15 protein-coding genes are annotated in these 20,171 nt (G+C 43.4%); 5 read left to right on the top strand and 10 right to left on the bottom strand.

Annotated features, from left to right (window positions below; translation table 11 throughout):
- Positions 1-196: 196 nt before the first annotated feature.
- The 5 genes from D7322_RS04110 to D7322_RS04090 all read right to left on the bottom strand — a co-directional run bounded on the left by D7322_RS04110 (position 197) and on the right by D7322_RS04090 (position 6,043).
- Positions 197-1,288 carry a dipeptidase gene (locus D7322_RS04110; protein ID WP_245971248.1) on the bottom strand — a complete coding sequence of 364 codons (1,092 nt, stop codon included), beginning with the start codon at positions 1,286-1,288 and terminating at the stop codon, positions 197-199.
- 1 nt (position 1,289) lies between these two features.
- The gene (locus D7322_RS04105) at positions 1,290-2,396 is read right to left on the bottom strand and encodes a D-TA family PLP-dependent enzyme (protein ID WP_121121590.1); all 1,107 of its coding nucleotides are present in this window, start codon (positions 2,394-2,396) and stop codon (positions 1,290-1,292) included.
- Positions 2,397-2,406: 10 nt separating this feature from the next.
- On the bottom strand, positions 2,407-2,871 hold the full coding sequence (locus D7322_RS04100) for a RidA family protein (protein ID WP_108632217.1): 465 nt from the start codon (positions 2,869-2,871) through the stop codon (positions 2,407-2,409).
- Positions 2,872-2,904: 33 nt separating this feature from the next.
- Positions 2,905-4,233, bottom strand: a complete 1,329-nt coding sequence (locus D7322_RS04095) for a GntT/GntP/DsdX family permease (protein WP_121121588.1) — start codon at positions 4,231-4,233, stop codon at positions 2,905-2,907.
- 343 nt (positions 4,234-4,576) lie between these two features.
- Positions 4,577-6,043 (bottom strand): aminoacyl-histidine dipeptidase, encoded by a 1,467-nt coding sequence (locus D7322_RS04090; RefSeq protein WP_121121586.1) that lies wholly within the window; start codon positions 6,041-6,043, stop codon positions 4,577-4,579.
- 127 nt (positions 6,044-6,170) lie between these two features.
- On the opposite strand from D7322_RS04090, the gene D7322_RS04085 reads away from it, so the two are divergent.
- Entirely contained in the window at positions 6,171-7,655 is a 1,485-nt protein-coding gene (locus D7322_RS04085; protein WP_121121584.1) for a glycoside hydrolase family 130 protein, read from the top strand.
- Here the strand turns inward: D7322_RS04085 and D7322_RS04080 are convergent.
- Positions 7,627-9,840 carry a glycosyltransferase family 4 protein gene (locus D7322_RS04080; RefSeq protein WP_121121582.1) on the bottom strand — a complete coding sequence of 738 codons (2,214 nt, stop codon included), beginning with the start codon at positions 9,838-9,840 and terminating at the stop codon, positions 7,627-7,629. The genes D7322_RS04085 and D7322_RS04080 overlap by 29 nt on opposite strands.
- A 218-nt stretch (positions 9,841-10,058) precedes the next feature.
- Here D7322_RS04080 and D7322_RS04075 point away from each other — a divergent pair, with 218 nt between their 5' ends.
- Entirely contained in the window at positions 10,059-10,646 is a 588-nt protein-coding gene (locus D7322_RS04075; protein WP_121121580.1) for a sugar O-acetyltransferase, read from the top strand.
- A 241-nt stretch (positions 10,647-10,887) separates the two neighbouring features.
- Here D7322_RS04075 and D7322_RS04070 read toward each other — a convergent pair whose 3' ends face one another.
- The 3 genes from D7322_RS04070 to D7322_RS04060 all read right to left on the bottom strand — a co-directional run bounded on the left by D7322_RS04070 (position 10,888) and on the right by D7322_RS04060 (position 16,337).
- A complete protein-coding gene (locus D7322_RS04070) occupies positions 10,888-11,307 on the bottom strand; it encodes a GNAT family N-acetyltransferase (protein WP_121121578.1) in 420 nt (139 codons plus the stop codon).
- Positions 11,307-12,812 (bottom strand): NAD(P)H-hydrate dehydratase, encoded by a 1,506-nt coding sequence (locus tag D7322_RS04065; protein WP_121121576.1) that lies wholly within the window; start codon positions 12,810-12,812, stop codon positions 11,307-11,309. The genes D7322_RS04070 and D7322_RS04065 overlap by 1 nt, the downstream gene beginning before the upstream one ends.
- Before the next feature lie 102 nt (positions 12,813-12,914).
- On the bottom strand, positions 12,915-16,337 hold the full coding sequence (locus tag D7322_RS04060; RefSeq protein WP_121121574.1) for a glycosyltransferase: 3,423 nt from the start codon (positions 16,335-16,337) through the stop codon (positions 12,915-12,917).
- Positions 16,338-16,499: 162 nt separating this feature from the next.
- Here D7322_RS04060 and D7322_RS04055 point away from each other — a divergent pair, with 162 nt between their 5' ends.
- The 3 genes from D7322_RS04055 (at position 16,500) to D7322_RS04045 (ending at position 19,343) form a co-directional block, all read left to right on the top strand.
- Complete coding sequence (locus tag D7322_RS04055) at positions 16,500-17,336, top strand: DUF4846 domain-containing protein (RefSeq protein WP_121121572.1); 837 nt, start codon at positions 16,500-16,502, stop codon at positions 17,334-17,336.
- A 251-nt stretch (positions 17,337-17,587) separates the two neighbouring features.
- Positions 17,588-18,790 (top strand): NO-inducible flavohemoprotein, encoded by a 1,203-nt coding sequence (gene hmpA / locus D7322_RS04050; RefSeq protein ID WP_245971247.1) that lies wholly within the window; start codon positions 17,588-17,590, stop codon positions 18,788-18,790.
- Positions 18,791-18,878: 88 nt separating this feature from the next.
- Positions 18,879-19,343, top strand: a complete 465-nt coding sequence (locus D7322_RS04045; RefSeq protein WP_121121570.1) for an RrF2 family transcriptional regulator — start codon at positions 18,879-18,881, stop codon at positions 19,341-19,343.
- A 632-nt stretch (positions 19,344-19,975) separates the two neighbouring features.
- Here the strand turns inward: D7322_RS04045 and D7322_RS28735 are convergent.
- The coding region (locus tag D7322_RS28735) for a hypothetical protein (protein WP_220700013.1) at positions 19,976-20,171 on the bottom strand (196 nt) is incomplete at its 5' end.

Below are 20,171 nucleotides of genomic sequence, written 5' to 3'. Positions count from 1 at the left end.
CCCTATAGGCCTAACCTTGAAGTGACTTTCCAGAAGACTACTACCCCCTAAAGGTCTAAATCTGAGTTTTTAACGATCACGACCTTAATCGTCATTGAAGATAATTATAGTATGCTAAGCATCTCAACAAAACCATTGATATCATGAACTGCTATTACCCAAGGAGGATTTTCTGCTATTCTGGTAAGACTTTCCGTTATTCCGGTAAGGCATCCCGCATAAAATTCAACCAGTTCTGGCTGGCGATTTTTTCAAGATCAGCGTTGCCGTAGCCGCGTCGTTTCAATATTCCAAAAACCTTTTGGATATCAGCAATGGTCTCCAGATCGTAAGGACACTGTTCCCGACCAAAGGCTCCATCCAAATCACTCCCTACCCCGACATGATTGACATTGCCCGCCAATTGACAGATATGGTCGATATTATCGGCCATGATTTCCATCGAACAATTGGTAGATTTGGGATCAGATATACCACGTACCCAGTTGGGCACCATCATCCAGGCATCTAAAGCAACGCCGATAACGGCTCCCTTCTCCACCAGAATCTTGATCATCTCATCGCTAAACTGTCGGTTGTGATCCACAAACTTCCGACAATTGTTGTGGCTGGCCCAGATTGCGCCATTGTATCGTCCCATCGCATCCCAAAAAGCATCGTCATTAAGATGTGTTGCATCCAGGATCATCCCCAATCGTTCCATTTCCTGCAATAACTGTACACCTTGCGCATTCAGTTTACCGGAGGAATCGGTTCCATTGGCATATCTCCCTGGTCCATAATGTGCCGGGCCGATCGCCCGCAAACCATAATTGTAGGCAACTTCCACATGACTGATATCCACCAAAGAATCGGCACCCTCCAGGCTCAGCAGATAACCGATGGGTTTAATTGAATGATCAGTTACCTTGGACCACACAGCGCGATGCTGCTCCAAATCGCTCTTTGTTTTGATCATTTTCATGTGTCCGTCAGCCTCCATGGTCTTGTACCAAGCCAATTGCCCCTGTGTCTGCGCCCAGGCCTGCTCTGCTGAGTACCAACCCGGCAAAGTGCTGTCCGGACGGACAAACCGTGCAATCTGCGTGGCTACAACGATACCGATATTTCCTTTGCGTAACTCTTCAAAAGTAACCGTAGCTTTTGCCCGGTCGGGCTTATCTTCCATCCCTTGCTCCCTTCGGTTCAATTCCTGAATGGGTAGCCGGAGATCTCTATTCCACTCCATGGCATTCATGCTCAAGTCTAAGTGAGCATCAACCACAAAAGGCATTTCAAATTCGTACATATCAATAATTTATCTTTTTACCTCGTGCAAGCACCTTCCAGACCTGATCAGCGTTTCCTTTATCAATTACCTGCATTTCGTCATAACAAGCGACTGTCGGACAGATGTGCCGTGGCACACAATACAGCTCATCGCCAATCTTAAAATCGGTACTGTCCCGCACCTCAACAACAAGGTGCTCCTCACTCTGCATTTTGATCGTTCCGATCCGCTGATCAAAAAATTTGACACGGGGCTGCGGCGATTCACTTGCCACAGACTTGTAACCCAGATCCAGACACAGATGCTTATGATCCACGATGGAAACAACACGTGTGAGCAATACAGCAGCTACCAGAAAGTCCTGTTCGGCATAATTTTCGGCATAACCAAAATCCCAGAACACAAAGGTGCCGGGACTGCATTCCACATCGTCACGTTCGGCATGGAACGGAAAACTGGGTGATCCACCGATCACCTTTGTCAACGGTGTAGAAGTAGAACCCTGCGCCATCAGATAAGCCATTTCGAGTACACGATATGCCTGCTGACTTTGTTGTTCACGAACTTGGTGATCCTTATCATGAATATGTCCATCATAGCCATGTACCCCCATCAAATGAATGCCATCCAGTAACTGAATATCAAGCACAAGACGCTCCATTTGGGCGATAGAAGCCCCGGTACGCCCCATACCAACATTAACATCGATGTAAATTGCAAGAGGCCTGCCATTTTGCAGTCCTCGCGCTGATAGCTCATGCGCTGAATCGGCATTGTCTACCAGACAGGTATAATGTGTATTGGGAAATGCTTCGATCAAATGCAGCAAACGGTCAATCTTTGGTCCCACTGGCTGATAAGCCAATAAAACGTCCTTCGCTCCGACCATACCAAGAAGTTCGGCTTCAGCGATAGTCGCACATTTGAATTTGCTGATCCCGCTGTCCAACAATAACTGACAGACCTCCCTACATTTGTTGGTTTTGATGTGTGGCCGTAAACGGCCAGCATCCACATTAACAAATTTCAGTGCCCTTTCTATATTCCGAACAATACGATCAGGATATACCAGCAGTGCCGGGGAATCTATCTGATCCACATTTTGTACCCGATACCAATTTTCCATGATCCACCGGTTAATATAACTCAAATAATGCTTCTATCTCAACAGGAATATTATCTGGTAGGGAGCCAAATCCGACCGCACTACGTGTACCGATTCCATTTTCCTCGCCCCATACCGCAGCAAACAACTCACTACAGCCGTTGATTACCCCGGGATGATACAGAAAATCGGAGGTACAGTTGACCATACCCAATACCTTAATAACTCGCTTAATTTTATTCAACGAGCCCAAATTAGTTTTGATTGTCGATAACATAGTCAATCCCACTTGTCTAGCCGCAAGTTTACCATCCTCGGGGCTGATATCGCTACCAATCCGTCCGATAATCAGCGAAGCGTCATCCTGTACCGGCCCATGTCCAGAAAGATAAAGATACTTGCCATCGATAACGTAGGGTTTATATACACCTTTAGGTGCTGGTGCCGGAGGTAATGTCAAACCTAATTTCTCAAATTGTTCATCTGCGTTGTACATCGTGAATGATTTTAAAGTTTAAAAATATAATAGCTAATATAAAATTATTTGCAATAGCAAAACAGCAACCAGTCCGACGATGGAAACAATGGCTTCCATAATCGACCAGGAGAATAAAGTGTCCTTGACGCTCAGGCCAAAATACTCCTTAAACAGCCAGAAGCCCGCATCATTGACATGGGAAAACATGAGACTTCCAGCCCCGATTGCCAATACCATCAGATTGGGGTCAACCTTGCCTGCTGTAACAATGGGTAATAAAACTCCAGCAGCTGTCAGTGCGGCAACTGTTGCTGACCCCACACAACCTCTGATGACAGCAGTAATTAACCATGCTAATAGCAAGGGTGAAATAGGAAGTTGCTGTAAGGTATTGGCCAACAAAAGGCTCACACCACTATCCTCCATGACCTGTTTGAAAACTCCAGATCCGGCAATAATCAATAAGATCATCGCAATATCCTTGACTGCTGACTCATAGATCGACATGACTTTGACCATGGAACGGCCAAGTTTCAATCCCAGTAAGTAGGTGGCCAAAGCGATTGCAATGACCATGACCACTGTTGTGCTGCCGATAAATTTCAACCAGCGCTGTACGTTGGCATCATCGGTATGGTATATATAAGGTATAAGGGTAAATAAGATAATCAATAGAACGGGTAGCAAGGCAACGACCAAACTGGTACCAACCGCAGGCTGCTTGTACACCTGTTGATCGACTGTTTTTTCCTGCCGGAAGATTGATTCTTGACTCGGGAGCATATTCCGCAGGCGTCGGCCGAAAATAGGTCCTCCTAATACAATCGCCGGAAAAGCGATCAAAAGACCATAAATCAATGTCAGCCCCATATCCGCATGAAAAAGTGCGACCAGCGCAACTGGTGATGGATGGGGAGGAATAAATCCATGGGTAACCGATAATGCGGCCAGCATGGGCAGCCCAATATATACGGCCGGAAGCTTGTATCGATAAGAAATCGAAAAAATCAGCGGTACCAGCAGCACGAAACCAACCCCGTAAAACAACGGAATCCCAACGACAAAACCGGTCAGCATTAGGCCCCACTGCAGGTATTTCTCCCCCATCAGCCGAACCATCTGCACAGCGATGATTTCAGCAGCGCCACTTTCGGCGACGATCTTGCCCAACATGGCGCCCAGCACGATAATCAAGGTCAGGCTCCCCATAACGCCCGCGATTCCTTTTTCAACAGTACCTACCAGCTGATCCGGTGCAATACCCAAACACAGTCCGCTGAGAATAGAAACCAATAAAAACGAAAGAAACGCATTAATCTTAAAATAAGTAATGCATAGAATGAGCAAACAAATGCTGATTACAATGAGGATTATGGTCATTATATCAATATTAGGTCCACCCCTCAATAGAGAGGTTTAATAAAATTTTGGTCTAGTAAATCATTTTTTCATCCTGAAAATACAATTATTTTTCGTTTTCTACAAGGAAAGTGAAAAATAATTGAAAATCCCACGATATATGACGATAATATACGTGGTAAGTTTGTTTGATTCTTTTAGATGCGTACATCCTGTTGTTATTAACCTTTTTCGGATAATGAAATAAGCAACCTAAAAGCGAATGGGAAATAAACAGCATAAAAATACCCCCAAAATTGGCTAAACTTTGGGGGCTGGTATATTGTTAGTATACGCTGCTCTTGCTGCGAAGTAGAGCAGCGGCTTACTTACGTGGAATCTCTCTTAATATTTCGAGCACAAAGCTCCAATATTTCTGAACAGAAGATATCGAAGCGCGTTCTGCCGGTGAGTGCGCCCCCAATATCGTTGGACCAAAAGAAATCATATCCATACCGGGATAATTGGTTCCCAATATACCACATTCCAATCCAGCGTGACAGGCCACAACTTCTGGAGCCTCCCCGTGTTGTTTTGTATAAATGGATTTAAGCACCTTTAAAATTTCAGAATTTGGATTGGGTGCCCATCCCGGATAATTTCCGGAGAATGCCACATCAAAGCCTCCTAATTCAAAGGCTGCCTGCAATGAATAGGCTAGATCAAACTTGGACGTTTCAACCGAAGAACGGGTCAAACATTTAATAGCCATCTGCCCATCCCCCACCTCAACTTTAGCTATATTGTTGGAAGTTTCAACAAGATCCTCAAAATCTGCACTCACCCGATAGACACCATTCAATGCCGCATATACGCAATTGATTAAATTCTCCTGTACGCGAACAGGAACAACTGTCGTATGAACTGCATCACTTGGCTGCACTATGATTTCCATTAGGGGTTCGGTCGTTGCAAATTCAAATTTGATGTCCTGCGCCAATTGTGTCAGTTCCGCAATGAATGCCGGCGATTTGTCTTTATTTATGACAACTTTGGCCACGCTTTCTCTTGGGATCGCATTGCGAAGGCTGCCGCCCAATAACGATGCAATACGTAATCCATAGCGTTCATTGGCCTTAAACAAAAGACGGTTCATCACTTTATTGGCATTCGCAAAGCCCTTATGGATATCCATGCCTGAATGCCCGCCATGCAATCCTTTTACCGTAAGTTCAAAAGATATGGCGTCTGAAGGACAGGCTTCTGCGATATAGGATTGTGTTGCCGTAACATCAATACCGCCAGCACAACCAATGTCTATCTCATTGTCATTTTCAGTATCAAGGTTCAATAGGATCTCGCCTGACAACACACCTCCTTTTAATCCCAAAGCCCCGGTCATTCCAGTCTCTTCATCGATGGTAAACAAAGCTTCAATCGCTGGATGAACAATTGTTGTCGATTCTAAAATAGACATGATCGTAGCCACACCAAGCCCATTATCTGCACCCAAAGTAGTTCCTTCGGCTTTTACCCAGTCACCATCCACATACATTTTAATGCCCTCATTGTCGAAATCAAAAACGGTGTCGTTATTCTTTTGGTGCACCATATCCAGATGTGATTGCAGGACAACCGTTTTACGATCTTCCATTCCCGTACTTGCCGGTTTCTTGATCAACACATTACCAATTTCATCTACACTGGTCGCCAATCCCAGTGATTTTCCAAAATCTACCATGAACGAAATGACACGTTCCTCTTTTTTCGAGGCCCGCGGAACAGCGTTCAGGGCAGCAAAATTTTTCCAAATTGCTTTTGGTTCTAATGTATCTAAACTATTTTCAGCCATATCTAAAAATTTGTATCGGGCAAAGTTACTCCATTTTTACAACATATCCTGTCTTTATCCGAAGCTTATAAAAACAAAAACCCGTCGCTGATCGTTCTTATAGCATGTAAACTTGAAAAACGCTGATATGCATAAACCTGTAAAAGTAGATCGAAAAGACATATATTTCAAGCCGGACAAGAAAAGAGTATTGGCCAGATTTTTCTCTCTTGGTGACGAGCGTACTGTCAAGGTAATAAAACGCACCTTAGGACTGAGCGAGCCCGAGCGTAAAGAGGTTTTTGGTCAGATCCTCCGTAGCTATACAAAAAGACATCGTAGCATTATCAACATTTTTGAACGTAATTTTGAACGTGTCAGCCATTTACTGGAGAAAGTTCCTTTTCCGAAAGATAAACTCAGCCAATTGGACAAGCTTTTGATCGGTTCATACTTTACGATGGAGTATTCCATTGAATCCGCAGCGCTTTTTAATCCTTCCATTGTAGAGCACCCAGATCAGACCGAACTCTTTAAAGGTGAAAAACGTGTGATACTGAGCTTTAGGGCCACAGGTGAAGGCCATGTATCTTCGATTGTTTTTCGTGCCGGAACCCTTGACCTGGACAATAATATCCATATAGATTATATCGGTAATTTGTTGGACAAACCAATTCAGGTCAAAAACCACCGTTATCATAAGGAGTCCTTCTTAAAAAAGATGAACGAGCTCCATGCCGAGCCCACGGAAGTGAAAATGAAGCTTGAGCAAAAATTAACAGCGACGTTTACTTATGAGGAACTCAAGCGTTATATCGACGAGGTCAGACGGGATAGCGAAGAAAATCTCGAAAACATCACCTTTTTACAACAGGCACTATGGCTGGCCTCATCCCATTATGAAATGACATTTTCACTGGACACCTCCATTTCTGAACGGGTCATCTTCCCGATTGCGGATACAGAGAAAAGAGGCATCGAGGACGCCCGTTTTGTACAGTTTAAGGATGAAAAAGGAGAAAGCATCTACTATGCGACCTACACAGCGTACGACGGATTCAGCATACTCCCCAAGCTTTTGACCACCAAAGATTTCTACCATTTCAAGGTAAAACCGATCTATGGGGAGATTGCCAATAAAGGGGCGGCACTCTTCCCCCGAAAAATCAACGGCAGGTATGCGATGCTGTGCCGTATTGATGGTGAAAACAACTATATCGCCTATTCCAATAACATCAATATCTGGCAGGAAACGGCGATTAGGATCCAGCAACCTGAATATGCCTACGAATATGTGCAGATAGGCAATTGCGGATCACCGATAGAGACCAAGTACGGCTGGCTGATCCTGACACATGCGGTCGGCCCGATGCGCGAGTATGTCCTCGGCGCAGCCTTACTGGACCTGGACAACCCGCATGTGGAAATAGGCCGTCTTCACAGTCCTTTGATGACTCCCAATGACGAGGAGCGCGAAGGCTACGTCCCTAATGTCATTTATTCCTGTGGTGCACTGGTTCACAATGAACAGCTGATTTTGCCCTACGCGATGTCTGACTATGCATCCACCTATGCGACGATCAATCTGGAGGACTTGCTGCTTGCTATTTTGAATCCTGAGCGCTATCAATAAAAGCACCGTAAACGATAATATAGGCAAGATAGAAACAGAGGGTGCTTTCGGCGCCCTGGTTTCTATTGATTCCATAAGATTCAAGGCCATCGCAGCAGCCTTTGGTTTCTTCATCGTAAAGTCCGAGTTTTAAGTCATTCTCGCCTAAAAACCAGCGGAACGAAGCGATCATACGGGCAAAATAGACCTTTTTGTTGGTCAGACGAAATGCTTCGCGGTACATAAACACCATTGCCGTGACATCAAGCGGCTGCTGACCGAATTTGCTGATGTGTTTCCCCTGTTTTGCCCAGTCCTGATTTCCGACTAGCGAAAGAGCGCCATTCTGAACGGTAATGCTCTCCAGAAATGTCAGGGTCGATAAGCCCAATTGTTTAACGGCCTCATCGTTAAGAAATGGATAGGCTGTCAGTAAAGCATAAGGCAAAATAGCATTATCATAGGCCAGTACCGCCTCAAACCATTGCCAATTGTCATCCGAACTTGCCTCATATTCCCGTATCAACTTACTGACCAGTTCCCGCATCAATTCGATCATGACTTCGTCATTCGACTGATGATGCAAATACTCGGCTATACCGAGTATGGTATAGGCAATGGCACGATTGGACCGCAGCTGACGAAAATTTGGCACGGATCTAAAAAACAGTTCATGCCCCAACTGATAATAGCTTGTCAGCTTTGTTTCCCGGAGCAGTACCCCTAAAGCCCAGATCGTTCGGCCAAAAGAATCCTCTGATCCGACTTCATCGAGAAAATTATGCTGAAAGCTCATGAAATTATGAAACAGCCCGTCTTGTCGCTGATGATAGTAGATGTAACTCAGATAAGTGGAGATACGACGGTCTAGTTTTTTGTCTGAAAAGTCACGCTGTGCCAATAAAGTAACCAGTAGTGCACGCGCATTATCATCCAAGCAATACCCCTCTTTATAATTAGGCAATGAATAGGTCGCATGCTGCAAAATACCGACCTGATTGGTCAAGCGATCAATATGTTTCCAGCTGAACTTAGGCATTTCATCTTTAGAAAATGTGACATTTTCTTTGAAACCATCCTGTGAAGGCACCACTTTATCCAAAAGCCGGGTATAGCGAAGCCCGATATTTCGCCAGGTCATCTCCTTACCAAAGTTTCGGGCATTGTCGCGCAGGGTCATACGGTATTCCTGATTGCTAAATAATGCTGTCAAAGTCCTCGCCATCTGGGCAGGATTTTTAAACTCTACCAGTACGCCACGGCCATCAGCCAACAGCTCTTTGGCATGCCAATAGGGCGTAGACACCACTGCAGCCCCCGCCCCTATGGCATAGGATAGTGTTCCGCTTGTGATTTGCGCTTCGTTGACATAAGGAGTCACATACACATCACAGGCCGACAGGTAGGTAACAAGGTCCGACTGGCTGACAAAAGAATTGACAAATTGTACATGTTCTCCCAACTTATATGTGTCTATCAAGCTCTTGAGATAATCACGGTATTCTTCTCCGGAATGGGCCAGTACATTGGGGTGCGTCTTCCCAACGATCAAATACAAAAGATCAGGTTCGTCTTTAACCACCTCGGCAAGAGACTCAATCACGGTTTCAATTCCCTTATTCCGTCCTATGAATCCGAAAGTCAATAAAATCTTTTTGCCTGAAAGCCCTATCTGCGCTTTGGCTTCTTCCTGACTAAGGCAAAATTCGGGTACCCCATGGTGGATGAGCCTCACTTTCGCGGTATTGACACGATAGACGGATTTCAACAATGTAATCGCGTAATTGCTCATGACAACAACGATGGAAGCACGTTTAACCAATTCTATCAAAATCGCTTTCTCGTCAACATTCGGTTTCTCCAGAATGGTATGAAAATTTACCAACAGCGGAATATGAAGCGCATTAATGAGCGAAAGAATATACATACCGCTATTTCCTCCGAAAATACCATATTCGTGTTCAAGTACGACGCAGTCGTAACCATTGTCGTTGATGTAGTTGGCAGCTTCGATGTAGGAAAGCTGATGGTACTGGTCAATAGTAAAAACCACTTCACTTGGATAAAGATAATCTCGATCAGCAACGGCAATAACGTGCTGGGTCAGATCCTGATTGTGTAGGGCCACTGCATGCAGCAGATCCGAAGTGAAGGTTGCGATACCACATTCTTTGGGTAAATAGGTACTGATATAAGCGATTTTCATTGAAATGATTGTTTTGAATAAAAGCCTTCCGTGAAGACAATAGCATTCTGTGTGTTCCATTATCTAAATGCTTCTCAGCAGCAAATTGTTTGTAAAGAATATATTATTTCATCCAGAAAGAATAAATTCAGCTCATAAACGACAGTTTAATTTTAACTGTCCATGTAGTGCCTAAAAAACTTCCCGTATATTTGCGCCAGATCAAAAATATTGACTGAATGAAATCACCCAAGGAGAAAATGATTGCGGGCATACCCTATATCGATACGGATGGACAACTATTTAAAGAAAGGCAATTTGCAAAAGAAGAGCTCAAACGTTTCAATGACTCCGAACCCAAACAGATCAAATTCAGAAAGCAGATCATTCAAAAGCTATTTAAAACAACAGGTAGCCGTTTCTTTCTGGAACCACCATTCCGTTGCGATTATGGCTATAACATCTCCATTGGTGAGAACTTTTACAGCAATTACAACTGCACCATTTTGGACGGTGCACCCGTGACAATTGGTGCAAATGTACTGTTCGGGCCAAACGTCAGTCTTTTTACCGCAGGTCATCCGATTTATTTTGAAACAAGAAATCAGGGCTGGGAATTTTCGGCCCCCATTGTCATTGAAGATAATGTATGGATCGGCGGGCAGGTCGTTGTTAACCCCGGAGTACGTATCGGAAGAAATTCGGTGATTGGCTCAGGTTCGGTGGTGACCAAAGATATCCCTGCTGATGTCATTGCGGCAGGAAATCCATGTCGCGTCATCCGGCCGATTACAGCCGCAGACCGTATTGATTATGCAAGCATTTAGACAGCATAAAGATGTCATTTACTATCAAAACAAGGGCATCATGTACCTGATGAACGTTGTTTTTACATACTTCGCCTTACGCAACAGACATGACTTGCCTTATTGTCTCATGCCACCGCAAACAATAAAAACCTAAGGTAATTCAAAAAATCTGGTTTTATGCCCACTCAGTCTATTATTCAACACGAAGGAGAGTTCAAGAACTAGCCCAATCGTGACAGGAATTCCCCATTCATGCATCTCACGGAGATATAATATCCTCTTTTATATTGTATATGAATCGGTCTGGCATACCTGATTCTTTCATTAGAACAAATGCATTTTGTATCCAAAAATGCTGCTGCTGCGAAGTCGTCCGAACAAAGAGACTACGACCTTCAACTATTTTAACAAATTGTAGCGCATAACGAAGTAACGCACTACCTGCTCCCTGTTTTCTAAAATCGGGGTGAACGGCAAAATAAAGAATTTCATAGTCCTCTTCCGAGCGCTGCAAAGTAAGTACCCCCACAACTTCATCGCCATTGTAAGCCGCAAAATGCGAGGCTTCAAAATCCCCGTCAAGCATGACCTCTGACAGTTGCCCTTTGGCACTGAATACTTCCTTTCGGAGCTTCCAGGTGCGGGCCGCAAATACCTGTTCGATATACCAATCTGTCATCACTGTATTTCGAGTTCTAAAAAAGCTGCTGGAAGATAACTAATAATGTCTGAAGGCAATAAGGAATAAACGCCAATTGACGGTACCGCAATATCGGCTGCCCTTCCATGAAGGTATACTCCCATAATCAGTGCTTCCCGGGAAGAATAGCCCTGACCGATCAAAGCCGTCAATATCCCAGTCAAGATATCTCCGCTGCCACCCGTAGCCATTCCGACATTGCCGGTGCTATTGAAATAAATTACTCCCTCAGGTGTTACCAGCGCACTGTTGGCCCCTTTGATCAAAACGTACAACTGGTATTGTGCTGCAAAAGCCTTCACCTTATCCATCTTTTGAAAGTCATTCTGCCAAGCACCCAGTAATCGACTTAATTCTTTAGGATGTGGAGTCAATATACTTTGTTTCGGAACGAACTGCCATAGTTCGGGTTGTTGCGCCAAGATATTCAATGCGTCAGCATCTAATACCAAGGGGGTATCAAGACCCTGCGCGATAAACATCTTAAAAGCATCAATCGTAGATTGGGCTGTCCCCATACCAATGCCGATACCGATGGATTGAAAACTATGCACATCGGGAAACTGTGTAATCAGATCGTCGTCGGGATCAGTAATTACCATAGTTTCGGGGACGGCGGTCTGGATACTTGTATACCCACAGGATGGTATATAAGCAGAAGCTAAACCACAGCCCGCGCGCAAAGCAGCCTTTAAGGCCAATTGCACAGCGCCCATCTTGCCCCTACTCCCACCGACGATCAGACTATGTCCGAAGGTTCCTTTGTGATCAAATTTATTTCGTTTCCGATAGAACGACCTGAGCAAAGCTGAATCGACATAGTGAAAAGCAGTATCAACCTGATCAAAGGCCGTTGGGCTCAGCCCAATATCCAATACATGAAACGCTTTGACCCGAAATCTATTCTCAGGCATTAACAGAGCCAATTTAGGGGACTGAAACGTATACACCAGATCTGCCTCCACCACGGGTGAATCTTTGGGTGTAGTTTCGTCACTTAAAAGACCTGAAGGTATATCTATTGCATAAACAGGTCCACTAAAGCCATTAATGGCTGCGATGAGATTCCGCCAGTCTTCATTCAGCGGGTATTTCAGTCCGTAACCAAATAGACAATCTAACACAATTGCCTCTCCAGGAATATGAATCTGAGTTTTGGTACTAATTTTTCGGATAAGATGAGCAGGCAAGCGATTTTGGTTTGCTAAGTTATCTGCCGAATAATCCGGCGTATCAATTAAATAGACGCGGACCTCGGCTTGCTGTTGATCCAGAAGCCTGGCCAGTACCAATCCATCACCACCATTATTGCCTTTACCACAAAAAATACAAAAGGAATGCTGTTCCAATCTTGGATACTGCTGCTTGATTGCTTCAAAAACAGCGGTCGCTGCCTGCTCCATCAAGTCAAGGCTACTGATCCCTTTATCATGCATTGTTTGTTTATCTACCCAGCTCATCTGGGATGCCGAAAGTATTTTCATTCTTATTTTCCTTTTTTAAACGAATCATGTCCTGCCTGACGATAAAAACAGATTCTCTGATCTAAATTACTTAGAAAATGGGTTACCACCAAGATATAGCCGCTATTGGCTAACCGTTACCTCCCGCACTCCCCCAGTTCGCTTCAATGTACCCCAGGTATTCAACTCACCTTTAATGGCTTTTCTGACCGATTTGAATAGCACAAAATACATCAGTTGTCGCCAGAAAAAACGCTGCGGAAACAGGTAGATCAAATTTTTCATTCTCTCACCTTCCATCCGAAAAGCAATCCCAGCAAAGAAAATATCCACGAATACAAATAAAAAATAATAAAACATGACCTGACCAAAACCATTATGCAGGGAGAGCAAACCGGCTAACCCTGTCCAGCTGATTCCATTGACTTCGCTCAGCGAAAACAAGCCGCTAACCAAAGAAAACAGCATAAATAAATCTGCCAATGGCGCAAATAAGGGCAGGATAATCTGAAAAATCAAGATATTGGGCATACCGACCATACCGAAATAGCCGTATTTGGGATTTAACAAGGTATCTTTATTTTTCCAGAAGCTCTGCAGCACGCCGAAACTCCAACGGAAGCGTTGCTTGAAAAGCATTTTTACCGTATCAGGTGCTTCGGTGAATGCAACAGCCTCTGCGGAGTTGCGTACGGTATAACCAGCCTTCAGTATACGCATGGTCAGATCACAATCTTCGGCCAATGTATCTGTTGTAAACCCACCGACTTCCAAAATGACGGACCGCCGAAAAGCACCGATTGCGCCGGGAACGACCGAAATCATATTGAGCAGATCAAAAGCCCTTCTATCCATATTCTGGGAAGTAATATATTCGATAGATTGCCAATGGGTCAGCATATTGTGTACATTACCAACTTTCACACTACCGGCAACCGCAGCAACCTGATCTTTATTGAAATACTTCATCAACATCCGCAAAGCGTCAGTCTTCAACTGTGTATCTGCATCTATACAGAGTACAAAAGCCGCATCGGACTGTTGGATACCATAATTGAGCGCCGAGGCTTTACCGCCGTTGAGTTTTGTAAACAACCTGACCTTTGGGTGGTCGCCATAGACCTTACTCACAATTTCGAAGGTTTTATCTTTGGATCCGTCATCGACAAAAATCAGTTCATAGGCTGGGTAATCGAGATGAAGCAGGCTTTTGATTGTCGCCAAAACGGTCACCTCCTCGTTATAGGCAGGGATAATAATACTGACCTTTTCCTGGGAATCCGATATCAATTCCGATTGTTCCCTCCTATTTTTTCTTTTTTGTCGTATGGCCAGATAGGCTACCATGACTGTACGAAAGATTGCCAATACAATCGCTATTGAGAAAATCAGGTTAAGAAAGATATTTCCGTAAAACAGTGTGCCTAAAAAAAGCCGATTGGATGATCCGCTGAACCCCGAATCCGATGCATTTTGCACGGGCGGCATTAACTCATCGCGTTTCTTGCCCATAAGGTCTCCGATCGTCGCAAATTTATAACCATGCGCTTTGAAATAATGAATAATACGGGGTAGTGCCTCAATAGTAGCCTCCCGATTACCGCCAGCATCATGCAGCAGGATAATATTACCATTGTCACGTTGTTTTACAACTTCATTATAAATTTCATCCGCAGTACGACCGGGAAGCCAGTCATTGGGATCAATATACTCACCAACATTAATATAGTTTTCCTTTCGGCTCTGGGCGACCGGAAGAATTTCAGCGACAGTCTGCGGTTCGGCATCAGCATTAAACGGTGCACGAAACAGAATCGTACTATGCCCGGTAATACATTCTATGATCTTCCGGGTTGCATTTAACTCAAATTTGACCCGATTGGGACCTATTGTTGACATATCGGGATGGAAAAAAGTATGGTTCCCAAGCTCATGCCCCTGCTGATACTCTTTACGTACCAGATCCATATTTTTTTCGGCCATAACCCCCACAAGAAAAAATGCTGCCGGAACATGCTCTCTTTTTAAAATATCCAAAACCTCGGGAGTATATGTAGGATCGGGGCCATCATCAAAAGTTAATACGACGGTGTTGTCCCTTTCGCCAAAACGCTTAATCACATAATTACTCGGCGTCTTAACATACTGTTGATTCTCAATCAAATCATTAGCCGGATTGTATGCAAATTTTACCAATCCGGGCTCGGGGCTATTCACCAAATCCAGAATCTCACCATCACCGATATATTGTATCCCCCCGACCTTGATTTTGCTTATTTTTTCAAAATCAAAAGGCTCCCTGGCCAAATGATCATGATCCAAAGATCTCGAGATAAAGGACCATAAACGGGCATCTTCACTTCCCAACCGCCAAAGTGCTATACCAGCCAATCCCCAATCGTCAGCTTTACGGATCAAATTAAAGTAGGTTGCAGCATCTGTGAAATAGACATCATGGCGCATGCCGTTGCCATCCCTGTAACTAAAATTAAGATTCGCTGACTCCCGATCGAACCGAATGTTCGCATTGTAATTATGTGCCAGGATAACCGCATTGTCATAGGTCAGCGTCTTGCCCACTTTTCCAGCTGGCCAATCGTATCCATAACAGGCCAACGCCAAAATCACTTTATCTGCATCCACCTTACTGCACAGCTCATCCAGGTTCTTTTCGACCCAAGCCTGGTGGGAAATCGCGCCGGCATTGCTCTCGATAGAATGCTGATCATAGGCCATTAAAATGATGTAATCATTGTATTTTTGAAGCGAAATAGGGTCATAATCATTATTTTCGGGTGAAATATCCTGTGACACCAGCAAACCTTCGCTATGAAAAACCTGATAGATTCGCGCCATAAAATCGTTTAAAGGTTTACGGTCATCCAGTTGAAGGTTTTCAAAGTCGATATTGATGCCTGAAAAACCATTCCGCTTTATTTTGATTAAAATATCATCAATAAAGCGTTGCTGTTTTGCTGGATCTGACAGTATTGTCCTTACAGTCTGTCCGTCAAAGTCATTGCCGCTGAAATTGGAAATTTGGGCAATTGCTTTCCGTTTATATTGATGGATCGCATTCAGGGCAGCGGTATCGGCTTTATCGACAATGGTATCCTGACCGGGCACCGTAAAAAAGGACTCCATGGCCACCATATCTAGATGTCCTATGTTTCGCCTGAGGTCTGACAAAGATTGCTGACGAACCACATTGGACCAGGAACTCACATAAAAGCCCATGTTAATCCTATTTTTATTGCCAAGATGCTTCATATGTTTCAGCTCCCGGTCGCGTTTGATCTTTTCAAGTTCCGATCTGACGACTGTAAACTCCTTAAACTGTTTCGAGTTTTTCAACTTTGCGGTAGACTTTGCCGTCAAAGGTGCATTTGTATTGATTGTTGGAAATGGAGGTACCTGGATCTTGCCCAGGGTATAGACAACACATATGATGGCTACGATCATTCCAATGACTAGTGCCCTGCTCATCCATGAAAAAGCGTACCAACGCTTTTTGCTCGACGTCTGAAAAATCTGTTTTTCTGACATAAAATATTGCGATTAATTTGGCTAAGCTACATCAGAAAATGATCCAAAACATTCATCCTCAGCTTAAAAATTCCTTAATTTCACAAGACTCCTCAACCTGGACACTCTGCCGAATTTTGACTATCTTAGTAAGATCGGTAACACTGACTTAAAAACTCTGATATGACAACAACATACCTGCTATTATCCATCCTTTCCTTACAAGCTCTTATCGGCTGCGGACAGTCTAGTTCAGCAGTATCCCAACCGAAATCCAAAGACCTAACTGTGGAGACCAGCAATCCTGACGGGAGACAATTTATTGATCCAAAGGGAATGACTGTCAAATCAAGAATCTTATTGCCTGCAGGTTTTGAAAGACTCAGCTACACGTCAAAAGATTTCGGTAGTTTTCTCGAAAACCTTCCATTATACCCCATTGATCATGAGGTACGTTATTATAACGGAAAAATTAAGCCCCGAAACAATATCTATAATAGCGTTATAAAACTCGATATTGGCAAACGCGACCTGCACCAATGTGCCGACGCGGTCATGCGATTACGGGCAGATTACCTCTACCAGCAAAAGAGATATCAGGACATTAGCTTCAATTTTCTCTCCGATGGCAAACCACGCACCTATACAGATTATGCCAAAGGAGACTATTCGTATCCAAAATATTGGAAGTATATGGAGTATATTTTTGCCTATGCCAACACGGCTTCCTTGCACGATGAGCTTCCTAATGTAAAATCGTCCACAACTGTCAAAATCGGTGACACTTTCGTACAGAAAGGCTCCCCCATTGGCCATGCGATTATCGTCGTTGACCTTGCTAAAAATAAGGAAGGCAAAACAATTGTACTACTCGCCCAAAGCTATATGCCTGCGCAGGAAATACAGCTATTGAACAATTGGAACAATGCAGCGTTAAGCCCTTGGTACGATATTGACAAAGATGTGATCAATACCCCAGAATGGACTTTTTATGCCCGTAACCTGAAAACCTGGAAATAGTGTCATCATCCTGAATATTCTTTCCGCAATTCTTAAACAATAAAATCCAAGTAACGGTCAACATGAGCAAGCAGGTAAATTAAATAAAAGACATTTTTGTCTTTTATTTAATTTTACTATTTTTGCTTACGATAGTCATTTGCAAATGTACCCTATCAAGGAGTATTAACAGCCTCTAAAAGAGGTAAAATCACATTTCATTCCTTTTTTTTATCAAAATAAAAGACAAAAAGGTATTTAAATATTTTATTATGATTACCGAAACACAGAAAGATTTAATCAAAGGCACTATACCTGTTTTGAAGGAGCACGGTGTTGCGTTAACCAGTCATTTTTACAAACGCATGTTTACACACAATCCTGAGCTCAGGCATATATTCAATATGGGGAATCAGCAAAATGCAAAACAGCAAACGGCATTGGCCACCGCTGTATTGGCGTATGCGGAGCATATTGATAATCCCAGTGTACTATTACCCGCTGTCAAACACATCGGACAAAAACACAGTAGTCTCAATATTCGTCCTGAACATTATCAGATTGTTGGCAAGCACCTATTGGCTTCCATCCAGGAGGTATTGGGCGATGCTGCTACAGATGAGCTTATTGAGGCATGGAAAGTTGCCTACTTTCAATTGGCCGACCTGATGATCGGTATCGAAAAGGAGATGTACGACCAAATGATCCAAAACGAAGGTGGCTGGACAGGTTGGAAACCTTTTAACATCGTTAAAATCGTTTCGGAGACCGAAGAAATCCAATCGATTTATTTAGCACCGACTGATGGCGGTCAACTTCCAAAACATACTGCCGGCCAATATGTAAGTGTACGTGTGTATCTACCTGAGCTTCACCTCTACCAACCGCGGCAATACAGCCTATCTGACGCCAGTAATGGTGAGTACCTTCGTATCTCTGTTAAAAAAGAAACTCCCATGGGAAAACCCGAAGGCATTGTCAGCAACTACTTACACCAATACTTTCAGGAGGGAAAACAGCTGGAATTGACAGCACCTACGGGCTCCTTCAACCTGATTGAGAACGGGCATCCGCATGTGTTTATCAGTGGCGGAGTCGGCCAGACTCCGTTGATGGCCATGCTGGAACAGCTTATCAAGACAAAGGGACAAAATCCAGTGACATGGATTCATGGCTGTAGAAATAGCGATTTACACGCATTTAAAGACAGACTCAGGACACTTGAGGTACAACATGAGCATATCAGATGCTTCTCGTTTTACGATGAACTCCAGGAAAGCAACAGTGGTAATCTCCCGGGCTGGGTAGATCTGGCTAAAATCCATCCAGATCATCTGCCACAAAATGCCAATTACTACTTGTGCGGCCCCTCGGGCTTTATAGAAAAACACTTTCAATATCTGACTGACCAAGGTATCCAAACCGAGCATATTCATTTTGAAGAGTTTGGACCAGCCTCCCTACAGCTCAACTAGGCAGCAGTGATAGCCATCCGTAAATTTTCCATGGATTGCGGATGGCTATTCTTGATTTTGTACCTTTGTGAAAAAGCAAGAATAGATTATGGGTATTTTTTCCAAAACATGTGAATATGGCCTTCGGGCAGTTTTTTTTATCGCACAGAGTTCACAAGAAAACAAACGTGTCGGCATAAAGGAAATCGCCGAAAATATCCATTCTCCTGAGGCCTTTCTCGGAAAAATCTTGCAAAATTTAAGCCGCGCCGGTATTATTCGTTCCATGAAAGGGCCTGGTGGCGGGTTCTATCTGGATGCATCCGATATGTCTGCCCCTTTGTCAGATGTGGTTAAAGCAATTGATGGGGAGAACCTTTTTGTGGGTTGCGGAATGGGGCTGGAGTTCTGCTCCGAACAATATCCCTGTCCGCTACATCATGAGTTTAAAAGTATTCGCAATAGCCTATCGGAGATGCTTCAAAAAACGACTGTCGGCCAATTCAACGATGACCTCATTAAAGGAAAAATACTGCTGACAAAATCCAAAATTACGCCAGACCAGGACAACTAAAGCGCCACTCAAAAGTGGACAATATAGGTCCAAAATAACATATTTTTCGCCCTATTATGGATGCCTTCCCAGGATTCCAATTGTTGCTGCAGTCTTTCAAATGCTATCTCTATTGAGATTTTCTATTATGAACAAAAAAAACAAATAAACCTCATAATTATATTGAAATAAAACAACTTAAACAAAATAAAAACACCAAGAAACCAGTACCCTATCTCTTTTTGATCTTGTAGCTATAACAGCAGGTACTGATGCCTTCTCTCCCGAAAAAGAACACCTATAAAGAATTCCTTCACACCATTACCTACCCCAATACCGTCTGCATTAAATAGCTGTAAACGATACGTTAATCAAAAATAAGTCAGTGGATGAGTAGGTCTTTTTGCGAAAAAATGCTAAAATAGCAGGGTTCAAAAGCACATTTCTTATGGGTTAAAACCACATAGGCCATGCGCATTATTGGTCAAAATTGTCTTCTACCAGAGTTTTCAATCCTTGCTACCAAATTTATCAAAATAAATTATATTATTATTTAAAATAGAATACTTTACAGAATTCACATAAATAAAAAAATAATATATAAAACACAGAAAAAACTGGGGTTTTCAACTAAAAAAGGTGTGGATAAAATTCTATCCACACCGTTTTTCTTCAATACGACAGCCTTCCCTGCATCCAGTCAATCTAAAAATATCATTTTTCAAATGCTGTATATTTCTGTTACACTCTGCTTGCTTGCTTGCTTGCTTGCTTGCTTGCTTGCTTGCTTGCTTGCTTGCTTGCTTGCTTGCTTGCTTGCTTGCTTGCTTGCTTGCTTGCTTGCTTGCT

The organism is Sphingobacterium puteale, assembly GCF_003627955.1.
Classification (GTDB): domain Bacteria; phylum Bacteroidota; class Bacteroidia; order Sphingobacteriales; family Sphingobacteriaceae; genus Sphingobacterium; species Sphingobacterium puteale.
This window is presented reverse-complemented; position numbering and strand designations above follow the sequence as displayed.

What these genes read in the sequence shown, in the direction of transcription:
- D7322_RS04095 (WP_121121588.1), bottom strand. Translation starts at nt 4,233, where the DNA reads ATGACCATAATCCTCATTGTAATCAGCATTTGTTTGCTCATTCTATGC.
- D7322_RS04055 (WP_121121572.1), top strand. Translation starts at nt 16,500, where the DNA reads ATGACAACAACATACCTGCTATTATCCATCCTTTCCTTACAAGCTCTT.
- hmpA (WP_245971247.1), top strand. Translation starts at nt 17,588, where the DNA reads ATGATTACCGAAACACAGAAAGATTTAATCAAAGGCACTATACCTGTT.
- D7322_RS04080 (WP_121121582.1), bottom strand. Translation starts at nt 9,840, where the DNA reads ATGAAAATCGCTTATATCAGTACCTATTTACCCAAAGAATGTGGTATC.
- D7322_RS04105 (WP_121121590.1), bottom strand. Translation starts at nt 2,396, where the DNA reads ATGGAAAATTGGTATCGGGTACAAAATGTGGATCAGATAGATTCCCCG.
- D7322_RS04065 (WP_121121576.1), bottom strand. Translation starts at nt 12,812, where the DNA reads ATGAAAATACTTTCGGCATCCCAGATGAGCTGGGTAGATAAACAAACA.
- D7322_RS04045 (WP_121121570.1), top strand. Translation starts at nt 18,879, where the DNA reads ATGGGTATTTTTTCCAAAACATGTGAATATGGCCTTCGGGCAGTTTTT.
- D7322_RS04070 (WP_121121578.1), bottom strand. Translation starts at nt 11,307, where the DNA reads ATGACAGATTGGTATATCGAACAGGTATTTGCGGCCCGCACCTGGAAG.
- D7322_RS04060 (WP_121121574.1), bottom strand. Translation starts at nt 16,337, where the DNA reads ATGTCAGAAAAACAGATTTTTCAGACGTCGAGCAAAAAGCGTTGGTAC.
- D7322_RS04090 (WP_121121586.1), bottom strand. Translation starts at nt 6,043, where the DNA reads ATGGCTGAAAATAGTTTAGATACATTAGAACCAAAAGCAATTTGGAAA.
- D7322_RS04110 (WP_245971248.1), bottom strand. Translation starts at nt 1,288, where the DNA reads ATGTACGAATTTGAAATGCCTTTTGTGGTTGATGCTCACTTAGACTTG.
- D7322_RS04075 (WP_121121580.1), top strand. Translation starts at nt 10,059, where the DNA reads ATGAAATCACCCAAGGAGAAAATGATTGCGGGCATACCCTATATCGAT.
- D7322_RS04085 (WP_121121584.1), top strand. Translation starts at nt 6,171, where the DNA reads ATGCATAAACCTGTAAAAGTAGATCGAAAAGACATATATTTCAAGCCG.
- D7322_RS04100 (WP_108632217.1), bottom strand. Translation starts at nt 2,871, where the DNA reads ATGTACAACGCAGATGAACAATTTGAGAAATTAGGTTTGACATTACCT.